The sequence below is a fragment of the Nostoc sp. genome (assembly GCF_036917555.1).
Lineage (GTDB): Bacteria > Cyanobacteriota > Cyanobacteriia > Cyanobacteriales > Nostocaceae > Nostoc.
In genome coordinates this window covers 1-17,343 of record NZ_JBALDD010000059.1, presented here as the reverse complement: position 1 = coordinate 17,343, position 17,343 = coordinate 1, and the positions used below count along the sequence as shown (strand labels likewise).

General features: G+C 37.9%; 16 protein-coding genes and 4 pseudogenes. 8 read left to right on the top strand and 12 right to left on the bottom strand.

The genetic code is table 11. The features are described 5' to 3' along the window. Nucleotides 1–288: 288 nt before the first annotated feature. Both V7K60_RS22150 and V7K60_RS22145 read right to left on the bottom strand, forming a co-directional pair. Nucleotides 289–738 (bottom strand): CatB-related O-acetyltransferase, encoded by a 450-nt coding sequence (locus V7K60_RS22150; RefSeq protein ID WP_334928379.1) that lies wholly within the window; start codon nt 736–738, stop codon nt 289–291. 12 nt (nt 739–750) lie between these two features. Continuing rightward, entirely contained in the window at nt 751–936 is a 186-nt protein-coding gene (locus V7K60_RS22145) for a hypothetical protein (RefSeq protein WP_334928377.1), read from the bottom strand. A gap of 467 nt (nt 937–1,403) precedes the next feature. Between V7K60_RS22145 and V7K60_RS22140 the strand changes: the two genes are divergently transcribed. Then, nucleotides 1,404–1,568 (top strand): hypothetical protein, encoded by a 165-nt coding sequence (locus V7K60_RS22140; protein WP_334928381.1) that lies wholly within the window; start codon nt 1,404–1,406, stop codon nt 1,566–1,568. Here V7K60_RS22140 and V7K60_RS22135 read toward each other — a convergent pair. Continuing rightward, nucleotides 1,551–1,691: pseudogene (locus V7K60_RS22135) on the bottom strand (ISAs1 family transposase); the annotation flags it as partial. The gene V7K60_RS22140 and the pseudogene V7K60_RS22135 overlap by 18 nt on opposite strands. A gap of 176 nt (nt 1,692–1,867) precedes the next feature. On the opposite strand from V7K60_RS22135, the pseudogene V7K60_RS22130 reads away from it, so the two are divergent. Beyond that, nucleotides 1,868–2,787, top strand: a pseudogene (locus tag V7K60_RS22130) (IS982 family transposase). 689 nt (nt 2,788–3,476) lie between these two features. On the opposite strand, the gene V7K60_RS22125 reads toward V7K60_RS22130, so the two are convergent. Then, complete coding sequence (locus V7K60_RS22125; protein WP_334928375.1) at nt 3,477–4,007, bottom strand: hypothetical protein; 531 nt, start codon at nt 4,005–4,007, stop codon at nt 3,477–3,479. 835 nt (nt 4,008–4,842) lie between these two features. On the opposite strand from V7K60_RS22125, the gene V7K60_RS22120 reads away from it, so the two are divergent. After that, nucleotides 4,843–5,907, top strand: coding sequence for an HlyD family secretion protein (locus tag V7K60_RS22120; protein ID WP_334928373.1), 1,065 nt, complete (start codon nt 4,843–4,845; stop codon nt 5,905–5,907). Nucleotides 5,908–5,981: 74 nt separating this feature from the next. Further along, nucleotides 5,982–6,248, top strand: a complete 267-nt coding sequence (locus V7K60_RS22115; protein WP_334928371.1) for a transposase — start codon at nt 5,982–5,984, stop codon at nt 6,246–6,248. A gap of 53 nt (nt 6,249–6,301) precedes the next feature. Here V7K60_RS22115 and V7K60_RS22110 read toward each other — a convergent pair whose 3' ends face one another. From V7K60_RS22110 to V7K60_RS22095, 4 genes and pseudogenes are all read right to left on the bottom strand, one after another. Continuing rightward, on the bottom strand, nt 6,302–6,736 hold the full coding sequence (locus tag V7K60_RS22110; RefSeq protein ID WP_334928369.1) for a hypothetical protein: 435 nt from the start codon (nt 6,734–6,736) through the stop codon (nt 6,302–6,304). 42 nt (nt 6,737–6,778) lie between these two features. Further along, complete coding sequence (locus tag V7K60_RS22105; RefSeq protein WP_334928368.1) at nt 6,779–7,111, bottom strand: O-linked N-acetylglucosamine transferase family protein; 333 nt, start codon at nt 7,109–7,111, stop codon at nt 6,779–6,781. After that, on the bottom strand, nt 7,093–8,208 hold the full coding sequence (locus tag V7K60_RS22100) for a hypothetical protein (protein ID WP_334928367.1): 1,116 nt from the start codon (nt 8,206–8,208) through the stop codon (nt 7,093–7,095). The genes V7K60_RS22105 and V7K60_RS22100 overlap by 19 nt, the downstream gene beginning before the upstream one ends. A 265-nt stretch (nt 8,209–8,473) precedes the next feature. After that, nucleotides 8,474–8,653, bottom strand: a pseudogene (locus V7K60_RS22095) (ATP-binding cassette domain-containing protein); the annotation flags it as partial. Between the two features lie 119 nt (nt 8,654–8,772). On the opposite strand from V7K60_RS22095, the gene V7K60_RS22090 reads away from it, so the two are divergent. Continuing rightward, nucleotides 8,773–8,967, top strand: a complete 195-nt coding sequence (locus V7K60_RS22090; protein ID WP_094350397.1) for a hypothetical protein — start codon at nt 8,773–8,775, stop codon at nt 8,965–8,967. A 773-nt stretch (nt 8,968–9,740) separates the two neighbouring features. After that, complete coding sequence (locus V7K60_RS22085; protein ID WP_334928365.1) at nt 9,741–10,514, top strand: DUF4198 domain-containing protein; 774 nt, start codon at nt 9,741–9,743, stop codon at nt 10,512–10,514. Between the two features lie 220 nt (nt 10,515–10,734). Here the strand turns inward: V7K60_RS22085 and V7K60_RS22080 are convergent, their stop codons facing one another. Both V7K60_RS22080 and V7K60_RS35375 read right to left on the bottom strand, forming a co-directional pair. Beyond that, a complete protein-coding gene (locus V7K60_RS22080) occupies nt 10,735–11,352 on the bottom strand; it encodes a hypothetical protein (protein WP_334928363.1) in 618 nt (205 codons plus the stop codon). A 90-nt stretch (nt 11,353–11,442) separates the two neighbouring features. Continuing rightward, nucleotides 11,443–11,595 (bottom strand): annotated as a pseudogene (locus V7K60_RS35375) (RNA-guided endonuclease TnpB family protein); the annotation flags it as partial. Between the two features lie 444 nt (nt 11,596–12,039). Between V7K60_RS35375 and V7K60_RS22075 the strand changes: the two are divergent. After that, nucleotides 12,040–12,795, top strand: coding sequence for a TspO/MBR family protein (locus tag V7K60_RS22075; protein WP_334928361.1), 756 nt, complete (start codon nt 12,040–12,042; stop codon nt 12,793–12,795). 197 nt (nt 12,796–12,992) lie between these two features. Here the strand turns inward: V7K60_RS22075 and V7K60_RS22070 are convergent, their stop codons facing one another. Further along, entirely contained in the window at nt 12,993–13,970 is a 978-nt protein-coding gene (locus tag V7K60_RS22070) for an aromatic ring-hydroxylating dioxygenase subunit alpha (RefSeq protein WP_334928359.1), read from the bottom strand. A gap of 172 nt (nt 13,971–14,142) precedes the next feature. On the opposite strand from V7K60_RS22070, the gene V7K60_RS22065 reads away from it, so the two are divergent. Next, a complete protein-coding gene (locus tag V7K60_RS22065; protein ID WP_334928358.1) occupies nt 14,143–14,526 on the top strand; it encodes a nuclear transport factor 2 family protein in 384 nt (127 codons plus the stop codon). A 170-nt stretch (nt 14,527–14,696) separates the two neighbouring features. Here the strand turns inward: V7K60_RS22065 and V7K60_RS22060 are convergent. After that, the coding region (locus V7K60_RS22060; protein WP_334928356.1) for a COR domain-containing protein at nt 14,697–17,343 on the bottom strand (2,647 nt) is incomplete at its 5' end.

The window sequence follows — 17,343 nt, the reverse complement described above, 5'->3', positions numbered from 1 at the left end:
TTCAACAGCAAGATTTGATTCAAGGCTTAACTGGTTTTCATTGGTGGATTCAAATCGAGGCTTAATCATAAGTAATTTACCGAACATGATATTACTATCAGTTTTGGAAAATAAATAATTTTTATCGAGCATAGGACTTACGCATTAAGGAGGTGGTAAAGTAATGCAAAAGTATGCAAGTCATATTCTAAATATCTGTATTGCTCTGTTGGTTTTTTGAAAGCTTCAACACGTTCTTTCTTCTTAGATCTAGATCAATTAATTTCAATACATCTGCTTATGGCTGTTTCAACTGGATCTCTGGTAGCTATTCATTTGGGTTGGATCAATCAATTTCAATACATCTGCTTGTGGCTGTTTCAACTGGATCTCTGGTAGCCATTCATCCGGGTTGGTATATAGCAAATCTAAATTAGCTGAAATCTTCGCTAACTCCCAATCCCACCAAGATAGTTCTAGCAAACGTTCTACGGTCTTAGGCTCAAAGCGATACCGAATTATCTTAGCTGGATTACCGACCACAATTGCATACGCAGGAACATCGGAAGTAACAACAGCCTGTGCGCCCACAACTGCACCGTTGCCAATTTTCACCCCTGATAAAATCGTTGCCCCGTACCCAACCCAAACATCATGACCAATAATCGTTACCCCCTTAGAACTTGCATCGGTGTGACTTTCTTCAAAAGAAGTGTGTGCAGATAACCACTTGAAAGGAAATGTCGTTACTCTTGTCATAACATGGTTTCCTCAACCAAAAATGATGACATCCCTGGCTAGGGAACAAAACTTTCCGATCTCAATCTGGTCTGTGGGGGTAAATATTCCCAAACTGATGCGCCGATCAAAATAGGTGTAATCTCCAACTTTGATACGCGGGTCTTGAATGTGAGCATTTAGCCAAATAGGAGGAGAAGCGTATTCAAGCATAGGCATAAAAAATATCTACACTTCAAAAGTCTAATCAATTTGCTTCATTTATAATGGCATAGGGCTGAGATCCTTACAAGAGTGGAAATAGAGGCTCTTACTTGAGTTCGACGTAAAAAAAGACTGAAAACTAGACAGGATAAATTTTATAGCAATACACAGCTTTCCATCTTAATGTCAATAAGATGAGATAAATGATAATAAGAGTGAATGGTACTGTTTGGAGTATGATGAATCCGTGATGAATTCATTACAGAAATGACTACTAAAAAATTGTTGAAACGGGACACAAGAGGGGGAAGACGTGAAAATGCTGGCATCCAACGTGCACCGGAATAAAACAGAAACCTTCTCAACACCAAGTGGGTGTGTTTGTACTCTAACGATCAAGTAATAAAGGTTTCCGTTTTATTCTTTTTTCATGCGTCGGCAGAAAGTCAAATTGGAAAAATAAAGACACAATTACAATTCGTGTGCCGAGGGCGATCGTATTTCAAGTGATTGACTTAGCTCATAGAATTGATTCTGGGGAGAACATTGAATTAGACACACAATCAAAAACTAATGAGGATGAAATAATCACACCACCGAATCAAGAAGGTCAAGAATTGAAATCAGATAAAGATTTTTTCAACTGATTCATAAAGATAAGTTTGATTCTTTTTCAAGGTAATTACATAATCTGCTTCTCGCTGTGCAATCAACTTTACAATCTCTTTCTAGCAACCAATTGCATCAATCGTCACGATACATCCAGATAGTTCCGCCCTGGATTGAAATAGCACTCATAAATTCTTAAATCTAAAAAATCAGCACGAATATCAGTCGCCAAAATAATTTCAGAAATTTACCAACAAATCTTGTCTCCTGAGGATTTAAAATCATAGCTTTTGTGTAATATTTTGATTATGTGATTATTTCATTTTTGAATAAAAATATGGAATTAGAAAAATTGTTTTGTGACGTAGATGATTTTTGTGCATATTTTGAAAAGAAATGGCAACAAGAAGTACTCTCTTCAAGTGAGCATAAACGTCAAAAAAAATTAATTTATCCTGAAGGGAAATTATGACAATAATTATTTATTTTCATCAATCATCGTATAGAAATTTTAAAGACTTTTATACTAAACACGTATGTAATTTTTTACAAAAGCATTTTCCTAATCTTGTAAGTTACAACCGATTTGTAGAATTAAAAAAAAGTGCTTTAGTACCGTTATGTTGGTATCTCCATCTACGCCGTGGAAATAGCACTGGTATTAACTTCATTGATGCAACTTCATTAGAAATCTGTTTAAATCCAAGAGCTAAACGTAATAAAGTTTTTAAAGGATTAGCCAATTGGGGTAAAAGTTCTGTAAGATGGTACTTTGGCTTTAAATTATATTTGATTATTAATGAATTTGGGGAAATTTTATCTTTCATGATTACCCCAGCCAACGTAGATGATCGTAGACCAGTACCGGAAATGACCAAAAATGTGTTTGGTAAACTATTCGGTGACAAAGGGTATATTTCTCAAAAATTATTTGATCTTCTCCTCCAACAAAATCTTCAACTTATTACAACGATTAAAAAAAATATGAAGAATTGTTTAATACCTTTAATTGATAAAATTTTATTGAGAAAGTGTTCTCTTATAGAAACACTTAACGACCAATTAAAAAATATATCCCAAATTCAACATACTCGTCATCGTAGCGTTTGTAATTTTATGGTTAATGTTATAGCTGTTTTAATTGCTTATACATATCAAGATAAAAAACCTGAATTGAATTTAACAACAGAAGATTTAAATTCAATTCAGGAAGCACATTTCTTCCCTCCTGAACCGTTGGCACTCACTATTATCTAAGCGACTTCCAAAAAAACTTGATTTCTACTTCAGGATAAGTGATTATAGATTGTGTGATTATTTCATTAATAATATTTTTTGGATTTCATCACAAAATCATTATCTTTAGTTTTTGATACCTTATAGCTTCGATTATGTGATTATTTCATGAATTTTGATTTAATTACGAAATCATATTATTTAGTTTTTTGATTTTGTGTCTAATTTAATATCCTTCCCAGAATCAATTTTATTAGTTACAATCGCCCTTGGCAGAGTAGCTCTCCAGCATCGATCTTCGCACACAAATTGTAATTATATATCTCCAAAAATGAATATGTCACAAATTCTTTTTACTCCATTTCAGCACCATTCACGCCTCCAGATCATTTATTAAATCTTATTCACATTAAGCCCTACAACCCTGTATTCCTAGAAAGTTTATCTGTCTAGTATTCAGTCCTTTTTTTACGTCGAACTCAGGTTAAAACAGATTCCATTCATTCATCAACTAATCAAAATGTGACCCATAATATCAATCCCCAAATACTGGGAGTATCCGCGTTTGTGCTTAAAACAACGTACAGAACAAGGCAATTCCAGATTTAACTTATGTCGATCCCTACCTTATATTTAGAGTTTCGCACTTCCGACTAGTCTAGATTATTACTCAATATGCAAATTACAGAATAATCAGCACCGCCTAAAAATTAAGTAACTTTCTGATATCTAAAAATTATATATTCGTTATGTAAATATGAAAAAATAGATTGCACATTTTTTAACTCTTCCTCACTCATTTTGTATATATGAATTTCTTTACCCCAATGTGATAATTCAAGAATGATTGACTTTTCAGTGTTTTTTTTGAAAGTTAAATTAAAAGCTTTTCCCAAAGATAAACCAAACCACTTTACTCGTCCATACTCGTCAAAAGGCTTGATTAGTAACTCGTCAACTATCGTTGGTGAAAGTTCACTAACTAAGCGAACAGGAGTATCAAGAGTTAAATGAGTAGGAGGATGGTCTATTTTCTGCAATATTCCCTTTCCCTTTGAACATATTTTTTGCTCAGCATCCTGTAATACTTCCGCTTCTTCTCGCCAGCAGCTTAACTCAAAAAAATTACATCTAGGCGCAAAAAGATAAATTAGCTGTTGATAATGAACTGTATGTATCGGAACCATTACACCAGATATCGGCTCGTGATACACTCGTATCTCTATATGAGCTTCATACATATAGCAGTCCTATTTAATTTTTGAAAAAACAAAGTGCATTTGTAATCTTTTAACCCCATTGCCTGTCTCAACGAGTAATTTCACAACTTATACCAATTTTCAAAAAGTTTGCAATAGATAAAGCGTTCAGAATGAAATCATAACTCATTAAGGAAGCAATAACTCCTATTGTCAAAAAATGGAAGGCTATTGTTTACTCAGGGTAAACGCATCATGTCAACAAGACCCTTTGATTATCAATAAGCTGAAAAATAGTCGCATTAATTGCTGCTTATTGACAAATATTTTGGCGATCGCTTTGGGCTTGGAAAACAAATCAAACGAGAAATGCTGATTTTTTCGTTGGTTTTTAAGATTGGTCGTGATCAGGAGTAATTTAGATGCGTTTGCCCTGATTGTTTACTGAGACTGACGAAACAGGGTTAAAATCCCCCCACCATTCCTATAGCTTTACAGAAGCACACCTCAAATTTGCTGTCCTTCGCTATCTGTCGCGTTAACAACTGCTTTGCATCAGTTACTCCTGCTGTACTCTAGCTGTTGGACAACAGGAGTGCAAATTTGTGTGGATACAGCCTCAAAATCACATTTCAGCACCCTTAACACCACCAAAATCTTCCTAAAAGCCGCCTTCCCCCCCTACAACTCCTGAAATCGCTTCAGCAGCCGCTTAGGAAGCAACCAGAGCAGCGCCAATTTGAGGGGTTCTGAAGCTGACGATGAAGCTTTCTTAAGAGCAATTATGCATTTAAGTAATATTTGCCGTATTCTGTAAACAGACTCTTTAGCAGTGCCAATATTTATACTGAAATCTGGAATTAGATAAATATCACTGATGAAACTTAAAAATTTTTTACAGCAGTCACAACAAGTTACTAGATTATCAGAACAAAAAACTCCCGTTGTGTCACAACTGGAGCCAACTAACACTTCTAGTAAATCAAACAATGCTTTTAAGGAAAGATTATCATCTCCTTGGGTTCGGCATCTGCTACTACTTACAGGATTGGGAGTGTTGTTTAGTACAATTGCAGTTTATATAGCTAATTATGCTTATGAGCAATGGCAATATATGCAAAAATATCTAGAAACTGATAATGCTTATGTTAGCGCAGAGATTAACCCTGTGATTAGTCGTGTATCAGGAATAGTCACTGAAATTAGATTCAATGATAACCAAATGGTATCTCCAGGCATGGTATTAGTGAAACTTGATAAAAGCAACTATCAATTATCTTTGGCACGGGCAAAAGTGTCTTTAGAATTAGCTAAACAGCAAGCAGCATTGGCACAAGAGAAAATTCCCAAAATTGCTATTGAGATTCCATCACCACAACCAGTTCCTGAAAATAAAAAGGCTCAAATACAACAACAAGCTTTCAGAAAAAAAAGAACTTTACAACTACAAATCCTAAATCAGCAAAAGAAGATAAATGAGCAACAATATAAGGTAGCTAACGTTACTTTTGCTCAAAAGCAGTTAGAGGTAACAAAAGCACAACTGGAGTTGAACTATACTAACATTGCGACTTTGATCGGTGGAGTAGTTGGGAATAAAAATGTACAGGTAGGACAGCAGGTGCTTCCAGGGCAAACTCTTTTATCAATAATACAGCCACGTCCTTGGATTATTGCTTATTTTCCTGAAAAGCAGTTAGAAAAAATACAGCCAGAGCAAAAGGTAAAAATTACAGTTTCAGCCTTTGCTAATCGGCAGTTTCAAGGCAAGGTAGATAGTATCGCTTTTATGCCACAAGATAATCTGACAACCAATTCAGCTTCTAGTAATTCATTACATGAAATTCCTGTCAAGATTCTATTTGATAAGTCAAGTCTTCAAGGTTACGAATCTCGATTTACTCCGGGAATGTCAGCAGTTGTAAAAGTTGAAATTAAGTAAAACTTCTTCAAATTGCTGATTAATATAGGTTGCTCTCATTCTTTTGGTCTGTCAGAATCCCAACCAAGAATTTTATGATTTACCAATTTCATAACTTAGTGTCTAAATACCTTTATCTATTGTGCCTCACTGGTCTTTTTCAGTGTGCATTGGCACAACCAACACTTTACGAAGAACAGAAAGGATTTGTTGTACTTCCCAAACGTTGGCTTGTTGAAAGAACTTTTGGTTGGTTTAACTGGTGTCGCAGGTTAAGCAAGGACTATGAAATTTTACCTCAAACAACAGAGGCTTTTATTTATGTTGCGATAATTCGTTTAATGTTAAAGCAACTTGCGTAGTGAAAATCACCTCCTTAAAATTTTTCAGACATACTCTTAGAGCTTTGATGTATTTAACCTGCATAAAAACCTCCAAGTTCAATGGCTATTCTATAACGTTCTATACGAAGGCTGTGCATTGTTTGCGGTGGCCCATTAAGAACACCATTGCTGAGTAAGTCATTTAGATGAACTACTTGACTAAGCGGCATAAGGAAATCGAACTTAACAGCCTGCTGTTCTTGTTCCTCACTACCGATCTCTTCTAAGGTGAGAACACCTTTCATACCTAAATCACTATACAGTTTAGTAGGTGTTCCAATGTATCGATTAACAATTCTGGCGATCGCTACTATACCAGATATAAAACGGCTGGCATAGAACAATATTAACGATCTTTTCATGTCATCTTGTTTACAACTACATCGTCCATAGTAAACCGTCTTGCCAGCTTGAAATATCTGAATTAAGAATTGAGGGCGAATTGGTATAACATTTTCGACTTTCATTGCCTTTGAATATTACTCAGGTAAAGTCAAAATATACTTGCTTTAGTTTTTCAACGCGATCGCCTGCTTGATGAATGCTTCTAAATTTTGGGTAGCAGTGGGATTGTCAAACAGAACGTTGCTTGAGACTTTTAGGGCTTCACGAACTGAGTATCGCCAATCAATATCTACAGCTAATCGCACTGCAATCTGAATATATTGCGAGGTATCATCTGCAATTGTCTGTGTTACAGCGATCGCTTGCAAAAAACCATAAGAATGACGCCCCCGCATAAACTCACCAGGACAAGTGACAATCGGTAAATGACAGGCGATCGCATCCAATGTTGTGTTACCACCCGCCCAGTCGAAGGTATCTAAATAAATGTCTGCCAAAGAAAGCAAGTCAAAGTAATCATCACGCGGTAGGACAGGAGAGAATACACAATAGTCAAGACTCTAATAGAAGAAATCAGATGTACCTGACCCCATTGCGGATAATTTGCCGCCATAATTTGGTGAACTAGCTGTCCATATTGCTGCTGTAATACCAGGTCATTTTTTGCCTGATATGCAAGAAAAAAGTTTGTATGATGGCTGATTCCGATGAAAGCTTTTTTCTGTGCAGATGGGCTATTCATTATTATTTCTTGAATCAATTTTTCTAGCCCATCTTGAAACCATGCTCGATAGGTATCAATTTCTTGAGGAGTATGATAAGTTTCTGGGAGCATAAGATAGCTTAACATCTTAAATACGTAGTTTTCAGGAAACTTCTCTGTAACCTGTTGAGCAAAGTTACGAGCTTCCAGATAGTTCTGGCTTTGCTTTAGACGAATAATCAGCCAGTAATAGAGTTCTTCTGCTTGAGGGCAATTGCTAATACCATTTTGCAATTTTTTGATAGCCGCTGGCATCTGACCAGTTTTATACAAAACATCACTTAACTTCAGATAATAGTTAATCTGGTGCGGACAACTAGATAAATACTTGCTGTAATATGAGATAGCGTTTTCAGGCGATTCACTGTCTGCGAAATAGTCACCCCATCTGTGCCAAGATTCTAACCGAGCCGCTTCATAAATAGTTGGCTGTTCAATTTCTGACAAATCACATCTGGGAACTTGTACAATTTCTGGCTGCTGGATAATGTAACGATCTTCGTTATTAATCGGGATACAGAAATTAATGAATGATTTAATAATAGACCATTCTTGGGTGGTTAATTGACCTGTAAGCCCTGCATTCAGGTCTTGCGAGACAGTTTCTTCTAAACTAAGTTTCAGAACTATCTCAAAAAGTAATGAGTTAGCATTATCCTGTAGTTCATCCGATAAACTTTGACTGTAAATTAGCAGTGTTATATCTTGTCTAGCTGGATGTGTGAAAAGAGTTCTGAGAACATTAGTCAAGTCTTCTGCGATCGCAGTTTCTAAATTAGACCAGTCAGGAAAAATAATAAAATTAATATCTCTTAATTCATTAATTAACATAGCGTTGCAATTACTAATAATAACCTACCTTGCATATAGGCACTACTATATATGTTTTCACAGCAATGTCATCAGTAATATCAAAACAAAAATATCCCCGACTTCTTTAAGAAGTCAGGGATCTGAGGTTCTAGGGATTTGCAAATCAAATAGAATTACCAAAGCTATTTAATTGCACATAATATCACTCAAATTGCACAAGCGATCGCTCTTGAGCAAAACTGCGATTCTTGGAAATAGTGGAAATCCTGCGGCTGCATTATCGCTTAGTCACAATTGCCTGCATGCGGTTGTCCAAAGCACTGGTCGCCTCATCCATCAAGATAATTTTAGGCTTTGAAACAAGCGATCGCGCAATCAATAATCTTTGCCGTTGTCCACCAGAAAGATTACTACCTCCCTCAGCAACGATCATATGCATCTCCATTGGCATTTGCTTGATATCACTCCGTTGGAGACTCACGTAAATTTAGAATTGCTGAAGAAGATTTGCCTTTCATGTCGCTTGAATAAAGAAAATGATAGAGTTAAAGGCGATCGCATAGCGAAAAATGTAAATAAGATATGGCTGACCAAAAAGATAAAGCTCAAGAAAAAAACCGTCTTGAACAGCTTCAAGAAGAACAAGGCAACACTGATTCTAAACACTCAGGCGGTGCTGGCGCTTCTGGTGGCAACTCGGGTGCAGGTAAATCTGGCACATCAAAAATTTCTGCCACTGGTACACCTGATGATATCGAAAAAGTTGATCAAGAGTAAAGCTAATTTTGACGATGAGTCAAGGTTTAACTGCCTCGACAATCATTAGCAACTCAACAATGGTGGATTGAATACCTGATTATTCAGTCCACCATAGCGATCGCAACGCTAAACTTTTAACTTTACCTAATCTCATCCTGACTGGAATGGCACGCTTGAAAAGCTCTAAGCTATGCAGATCGGGTTCGGTTAAAGACTTATCATTAGGACTGATATCAAGTTCGGATAATTACTTATTATTCAAAACTCTCCGCGTAAGAGCGTCCCCGCATCAGGCTCAATCATCTCATTATTCAGCAACGCCCTCTAACTCTACGCTCTTTGGGTTTGATCGTGTAACTTTGGCTTCTCTTGAAATTTGCTACAGAATCAACCGCCCCATCAATGAATCTATCCTTCTTCTGCCACTCTGGGAAGAGAAAAATAATTTTTTGTTGGGTTTGACTGGGTTCAACTCAATAAAAGTAAGGTTTTTTGGAGTTGGGTTTTGTTCCTCAATCCAACAAATGCCTACATTCATCAAAGTCTTTAAATAGGATTATCCTGCCATAGCTTTTTCTTTATACCCGATTTATGCTAAAAAGCCAATACCCTAAACGAAGTATTTATTTTGAGGTATATTTTGTATTTCAGTTAACAAAAAAAGTTTATTTTCTATTAATAAATAAAAAAGCTCCTATCTTTAATAATAAATATCCCTGATGGGGGGATTGTAAGCTATTAAATATTATGGTTTTAATTATTTAACACCTGATTTAGGAAGGAAGTTTTAGATGGTTATCAAAAGATGGCAAGAGTTGCTATTAGCAGTGGCAATGTTACCTTTGTTTATCCAACCAGCTTCAGCACATATTATCTGGTTTGACTATGAAAATGGAGAATATAATCTCTTATTTGGTCATCCAGAAGACGGACCAGAAGCTTACCAGACATCTAAATTTAAGCAAGCTAGAGCTTATGATTCTAATAGACAAATACTTCCGTTTAATATCAATCAGAAAAAAGACGGGCTATCTCTAACTTCTAATAGTGAAATTGCAGCATTAACTGGATTTTTTGATAATGGCTATTATGCTAAGATAGGCGATGAATATCGCAGTATTTCCGAACAAGAAATTGGACAATATCAAGATGTTAGCCATTATCTGAAGTATACTAAAGCTCTTTATGATTGGTCTGACACTCTGGCTCAACCATTCAACTTGCCTTTAGAAATCATCTCATTACAGAATCCTCTTGTAGTCAAACCAGGAGAAAATTTGAAAGTTCAAGTTCTTTATCAAGGAAAACAAATTCCAGATGTAACAGTAGAATATTTGGGCAAAAAGTTAACTGGCGACCAAAATGGTACTTATTTGGTTCCTATTGGTGATGAAGGATTACAACAAATAGAGGCTAGTTACACAGTTACTTCAGCTACCAACCCTAGCATTTCTTACGAAACTGGCTTTACAGCACAAAAAATTTCTGTACCTGAGCCATCGGCATTACTTGGTCTTAGTGTAGTTGGATTACTGGGATTATACAAAAAAAGGTTTTTCGCCTAAAGCTTAATGACAAAAGGGACGCACCTGAGAAAATTCAAAATCTAATGTTTTAGTGTAAAGTCTTGCTATTCTAGCACAGTTAAGCAAATTGTCGCTGACCTGAATTTGAGCGAATATACAGCAGAACTCAAAATTTGGAATGGGCTACGCCCCGCTGTGCTAACAGAATTCAGAAATAAAACACACTTTATACCTGGGTAACATACTTAAAAATAAGCTACTAACTACAATAAGCCAGACTGCTTAATCCAGGAGTATTTACTAAGTCAGTGTTGACTATCCAACCATTACCAGATAATTCTCCAGGGAAACTTCTGGAAAGGTCGATTTCTACCCAAATGTAATTTTCAGATTTGTATGACTTAACGATATTACCTGTAACCAAGTTCACAAACACAATTGTGTTTGGATAAAGTGTTGTAATAAAAGGTTCTTTTGTACTTGGTTGGCGACGTATAGTTTCCTGTCGTACAATTTGCCGACATACACTGCCAATAGTAGGTTTACTCCATAGGTTTTGAGCCTTGTTATTCGTCTGACAAAATTTTAGCGCAGCAGTTTGAATAAATCCTGAAGTCGGAGATTTAATTCTGACAAATCTATCTCCACTAACTGGTATATATGCTAAAGTAATCCTTGTTTTTGCCGATAATATTCTGATAGCGTTAGATGATGTTGAAGGTTCTTTGAAAATTGGAGTATTTACTTTAGTTGCACGACAACTCGACTGTGAAGAATTAAAGGGAGTCTGTGTGATTTGAGCAAATACAGGTACACTCAGAGCAAACGTAGCAATCTTTACTAGAGTAAAAATATACAATAATTTCTGAAATTCCACGTTTTTTCCTCAATATCACTTACGAAAGACTAAGGATTAAGCTTTCTTAACTTGGCGATATGTCACTGTTCGCGCAGCGTGGCAATAGCCAAGTTTTGCACAGTTTAAGTGCTTACCCCACATCTGATAATATCTTTTGTGGAGAGCAATACAATGGTTATAAATTACCCCAGAAGCGTTAATCATTCGCTTGAAGAATCTATTTCGCTTGTATTGGTACAACTTTAACTTCAGTGTTTTCATGGGATGATAATACAATAAAATAGTTGTGTTGTCTATGCCAAATACAATCCCGCACTTTATTGGATATTTGATAGAGCAAATACCTGAAATGCTTGTAGAAAACAGAAAACGTTTAGAACTTACCCAAAAACAAGTAGCTGAAAAATGGGATTAAAGGAACAACAAATTCAGAGGTAGGAAACTAGTTGTTATCAGTTTGCCAGCCTAAGACGGTTGTGTGAAGTAGCACAGACTATTATTGAACTTATATCTGAACAATCCATGACTGAATGAATTCAGTCATTAGCTTATATCCCCTGCATAAATGACGGGGGCTTTTTGCATCAGGCATCATAACTTATAAACTCTGATGTTAAAAGAGCCTAAAAAAATTATTTTTAACTATTAGACTATCATATAATGACTGATTACTACTAATTACCAACTACGCGCAATCTCTTAGTTATGAATCAATCCAAGAATAGTGGAATAGTTGAGCAGTTTGTCAATACAGTGATGGGGGTAAAACCTGGCAAACAACAACAGTCTCCAAGTACATTAATAGCTCCTACACAAGAACTAGATATGAAAGCAGTTTTAATTTATACAATAGGAACTACTCTACAAATATTAGTGATGATTATCGTGTTACTAGGAATGGAAAAATTAGTAATGTTCATTGATAATAATTCTTCTTTTCCCAGTTGGTTTAGCACTTTGTTAACTGGATTATTTTTTACTCTATTAAGTATCCGTTCTCGAATTTTTTCTCTTTTAGATAATACCCGTTCTCGTCAGACCTATGACGAGGTAATCAGACCAAGATGGTCTCCTCCACCTTTAGTATTTCCCATCGTTTGGATGATAATTGCTGTTTTGCGGGTAATTTCTTCTGTATTGGTTTGGCAGCAAATGAATCACCAGTTTTTAGTGTTGCCTTTAATTTTGTTTGTAGTACATTTGGCTCTAGGGGATACTTGGAATACGATTTTTACTGTAGAACGGAGATTAGGTGCTGCTGTACCTGTAGTTATTTTAGGCCCTTGGTTATCTGCTGTAGTGGTGACGGCAATTTATTGGCAAACTAATCCTATAGCAGGAATGACCTTATCATTTTCTTGTGTGTGGTTAACTGTAGCTGCTGTATTGGTATTTAGAATTTGGCAATTAAATGGATCTGAGCCATTGTATCCTTTAAAACTAACACCTGTGGATCAATAAATACCCAAAATTCACCTTGACATGAAAGCCAGGAAAAATATTATTTGACTTTTGAGTACCGCATTCAACATATATAAAAAACGGTAGAGCAATTAACAATCTACCGTTTTTTATACTCTTTCAGGGGGTTGGTTTTTAAAGCAATTTTATCTAAATCTTTTTTCTTAATCATATATAATGACAAGCATCACCAAGTTCTAAATAGTGCCGAAAGTAACACCCTGTTGTTTGAGCCACTTCCGGTATGCTATAGAATAGCGATCGCTCGGTAAATGTACTTCTGCTTGCAAATCCAAAGGTAAGCGTCGGGGTTGCTGGGACTCGACAATGGCAATATCTTGACTAGCAACTTGATTTTGAATATCTAGATACACTTCCACTTTTAGGTCGCGGGCACTGTTTACCATTAACCAATATTGCACCACGCACTCATCTTCATCGACTGGCGTAATTGTATAGAAGACATTTAAACGATGATCTCCAGGCCCAAGTTTAAAGTATGCCACTAGCGGACGGAAAATGCGGTAATCGTAAGTGTTGAAAATCAGTGGTGCTGACAGAGGATTACCGGAATTAAAATCTAGTTCCCACAAACCACATTTGAAACTAATCCCATCTGGAAGAGACTCTAATTCATAGTGCGTCAACTCAGGATGACTGGCGTGGGCAAATAATCCCGAATGTATAATTGGGAAGTGTGCCGGATCGATGAAATTTTCTAGCACCCGCAAAGGGCTAGAGTGATAGTAGTAAGGGCCACAGAAAATCTTTTGATAGACCGGATCGTACCACTCAGAAAACGGAGCTATGTCTTGTTTTGGTGTCCCTAAACAAACCCACAGCAGATCGTAACGCTCTTGAACTTGGTAAGTTTTAACACAAGCTTGGGCAGGGGGCGATTGTTCGGGATTAGCCGGAACTTGTACACATTTTCCCTCGCTATTAAAGGCTAAACCGTGGTAAGGGCAAACAAGAGTCTCTTTGTTGACATATCCTAGAGAAAGACGAGCACCACGATGAGGGCAAACGTCTTGCCAAGCTAAAACTTTGTCGCCATTATGCCAAAGCACTATATCTGAGCCTAATAAGCGCTTGTGCAGGACTGTTCCAGGTTGGAGGTCTTGCGATCGCCCTATTACATGCCAATCATTCAGCAAAATCTGGTCTTGCACCATGAGTATCGACACCCGTCAGGTCAAATACTTATATCTTAATCATCCTGTGGAAAAACTATCAAAGCACTTTTAGGATTTGTTAACAGAGAAATGTCCGATCTCCACTTATGCAAAAACTCAAAGTGGCGGGAAATTCAGGTTAATGTATAAGTCTTATAAGTTTATCAAAGCGATGGAAAACAAAACAATGGAGCGGCAAACCCCAACTCAAATACAGCAAGATTTACTGATAAAAGCCTATGCTGCCTTCAACGCCCGTCATATTGATTCCGTTCTCGCGTTGATGCACTCTGATGTGGAATGGGCGAATGGTATGGAAGGCGGATATGTTCGCGGCCATGCGGCGGTGCGTGATTATTGGACTCGCCAGTGGAGCTTAATCGATCCTCATGTTGAACCTCAAGGTTTTCAAGTTGATGAAAGTGGGCGGATAGTGGTTCATGTTCATCAAGTAGTGCAGGATCTAGATGGAAACTTGATACACGAGCAAATGGTTCAGCATATTTACACTATCGAGAATGGATTAATCCGACAAATGGATATTCAGGCTTTGTGAATTAAGGAGCCTTGGTTTTAATCTTGTGCAGTTTTTCAACAACTATATTTATATTGTTACAACAGATGGTTATTTGGCTGGCGCAGATTTGCAAATAGCAACATTTATTTCCAAAAATCACGGTGAAAGCGGATATAGTAATTAACTGGATTCGCCGCCTCTGTTATTGATTAGGGAAGCGGTAGTTCGATATTTAATTTGTTCCCTATTTCCATAACATTGTTTGCAAAGTCTGTCATCCCTGCGATCGGGCCAGCGATTAGAGTAGCAGCAGTTAGTAAAGCTACTAGACGCTTTTTGAGTTTGGGTAAATTGCGTTCTTTTTCTGGCTTTTGAATTTCTACTTCTACATCATCAATATCAATGATGATATCATCGCGGATATCTGGTGGGAATTGGGCGGCAGTTTGGCGCAGGTTGCCGATCAGTTGCAGAATTTCGCTGATGTTTGCGCCGCTTGTTTGGTTGAAATTAGAGGCTTGCTGTCTGGCGTTGTCTTTGACTTGGTTGGCTAAGTTGGCGATGTTTGCGCCTTGAAGGTTGTTTGTGAATTGAGGATTTTCTGACATAGCATTTGCCTCGGCTTTATTAATAATTGTTCTGCTGACAGCTAGTTTAGCAATATCTCGCATATCTTCGTATGCAGTCCTATCATCTAAATCATTATCTCCTTTTTGTGATTTTCGACGCGATTCTAATGATTCATAGCCATCTAAAAGTTGACGCAAATCGAGTTTTAATCTTAGTTTGCCAATGGTGATTGTACTTTCACCCATTGATTCTTGTCCGAGAAGTTCTTGGTAGTCGAGGGGCGGATGGTTGCGATAGTTGGGGACGGGAACCCATTCGCTGATTTCGAGATTGGGAAGACTTTTGTGGATTTTTTGGAAGACATCGCGGAGGATGCCAAGAAATAAGCGGCGGGTTTCTTTGCGTCCGCTAATGGTGATGAAGATTTTTTTGTCTTCGGGATCGGCTTTGATCCGAGCGATGTTGTAGATTTCGTTGTTTTCTTGATATTGCAGCATTACGCCACTGCGCCAATAGATTTGGTTATGAATTTTTTCGTGGGTGATGACGATGAAGCGGGAGATGATGCTTTCGGGGAGAACTTTGTAATGGTATTGAAATTCCAGGGTTTCGCCGTGGAGTTCTGTTTCGTCTGGTTGGTCTTTAGGCAAAAGTCCCGCAATCAGAAATTGTGGTGGTTGACATTCTAGTGCAAAGCAAAGCTCAAATTTTTTCATCAGCCCGATCAGATAACTGTGACGCTCGGTGGGATATCGCTCTGGATTGAGAATGCGGGTGAGATCGGCGTGGGTGAAAATGCCTTTGGTTTTAGTTTTGAGGTTTTCATCGCTCAGGAGCGCGTAAATACCTTCTGTCACCCAGTTGGGTTTGAGGACGTTGGTATCTTTGAGGATGGGATGATCGCGGAAGTTGAGAACTAAGCCGAGTCGATGCAGCAAGTCGATTAGTTGCTCTTGGTTTTGTTCTTCGGGAATTTTGTTTTCGTAGCAGATGCCGATATAGCGGTTGTAGCTGATGAAGTCTTCAGTCATGGATTCGAGTTGTTGTTTAACCTCAAACCATGAGAGGGGTAGAGGGTCGTAGACTTCTTTGAGTTTGGCGATTTGCTGCAAAATTGTGGTGCGAAGTTCATCAATGCCGATATTGTCTTGGCATGAGGTTTCGATAATGTCTTGGATGTTAGGATATTTTTCGCGTAATGCTTTGCGGTTGATGTCGAGGGGTTGTTCGTCTTTTTTGTTGCCAACGATAATCACGGGGGACTGTCCGCCGAAGCTTTCGATTAGTTTCAGCCAATATTCGATGCGGTTTTCTTCTTCGCTGGTGCGACAATTACAAACGAGGAGATAGAGGCTGCGCTTAGTCAGAAAAAACTGATGGGTGGCATGATAAATTTCCTGTCCGCCAAAGTCCCAAACATTGAGGCGGATGTCTTTGCTATTGACCTGCACGTTCCAAGTTTCTACATTGAGTCCGTCGGTTTGGGATTGATTTTTGTCATATTTATTGCGAATTAGTCGCTCGATCAGGGATGTTTTGCCGACGCTGCCTTGTCCGATGAGCAAGAGTTTGGCTTCGTTGAGTGGACGCACTTCACCGCTTCGGAGTAATTGCAAGTAATTGAAAATCTTTTTAACTGAACCAACACGATCAAAAGATCCTAAAATCTCTGGCGAAATAGGAAGCGGATTTCCCCGTAAATCTAGTGTTTCCAATTCCGGCAAACTTTCGATCGCCTCTGGTATCTGGGTTATTTGGTTGTTATAGAGGTGAAGCTGCGTCAGATTGGTTAATTTCGCGATCGCCTCTGGTATCTGGGTTATTTCGTTGCCATCAAGGTGAAGCTGCGTCAGATTGGTTAATTTCGCGATCGCCTCTGGTATCTGGGTTATTTCGTTGCCATCAAGGTGAAGCTGCGTCAGATTAGTTAATTTCGCGATCGCCTCTGGTATCTGGGTTATTTGGTTGTTATAGAGGTGAAGCTGCGTCAGATTGGTTAAATTAGCGATCGCCTCTGGAATCTGGGTTATTTGGTTGCCACTGAGGTGAAGCTGCGTCAGATTGGTTAAATTAGCGATCGCCTCTGGAATCTGGGTTATTTGGTTGTTATAGAGGTGAAGCTGCGTCAGATCGGTTAAATTAGCGATCGCCTCTGGAATCTGGGTTATTTGGTTGTTATAGAGGTGAAGCCGCGTCAGATTGGTTAAATTAGCGATCGCCTCTGGAATCTGGGTTATTTGGTTGTTATAGAGGTGAAGCTGCGTCAGATCGGTTAAATTAGCGATC

Excerpts from the sequence above, each read along its gene's own strand:
- V7K60_RS22150 (WP_334928379.1), bottom strand. The coding sequence starts at position 738 with ATGACAAGAGTAACGACATTTCCTTTCAAGTGGTTATCTGCACACACT.
- V7K60_RS22145 (WP_334928377.1), bottom strand. The coding sequence starts at position 936 with ATGCCTATGCTTGAATACGCTTCTCCTCCTATTTGGCTAAATGCTCAC.
- V7K60_RS22125 (WP_334928375.1), bottom strand. The coding sequence starts at position 4,007 with ATGTATGAAGCTCATATAGAGATACGAGTGTATCACGAGCCGATATCT.
- V7K60_RS22120 (WP_334928373.1), top strand. The coding sequence starts at position 4,843 with ATGAAACTTAAAAATTTTTTACAGCAGTCACAACAAGTTACTAGATTA.
- V7K60_RS22115 (WP_334928371.1), top strand. The coding sequence starts at position 5,982 with ATGATTTACCAATTTCATAACTTAGTGTCTAAATACCTTTATCTATTG.
- V7K60_RS22110 (WP_334928369.1), bottom strand. The coding sequence starts at position 6,736 with ATGAAAGTCGAAAATGTTATACCAATTCGCCCTCAATTCTTAATTCAG.
- V7K60_RS22100 (WP_334928367.1), bottom strand. The coding sequence starts at position 8,208 with ATGTTAATTAATGAATTAAGAGATATTAATTTTATTATTTTTCCTGAC.
- V7K60_RS22090 (WP_094350397.1), top strand. The coding sequence starts at position 8,773 with ATGGCTGACCAAAAAGATAAAGCTCAAGAAAAAAACCGTCTTGAACAG.
- V7K60_RS22085 (WP_334928365.1), top strand. The coding sequence starts at position 9,741 with ATGGTTATCAAAAGATGGCAAGAGTTGCTATTAGCAGTGGCAATGTTA.
- V7K60_RS22075 (WP_334928361.1), top strand. The coding sequence starts at position 12,040 with ATGAATCAATCCAAGAATAGTGGAATAGTTGAGCAGTTTGTCAATACA.
- V7K60_RS22070 (WP_334928359.1), bottom strand. The coding sequence starts at position 13,970 with ATGGTGCAAGACCAGATTTTGCTGAATGATTGGCATGTAATAGGGCGA.
- V7K60_RS22065 (WP_334928358.1), top strand. The coding sequence starts at position 14,143 with ATGGAAAACAAAACAATGGAGCGGCAAACCCCAACTCAAATACAGCAA.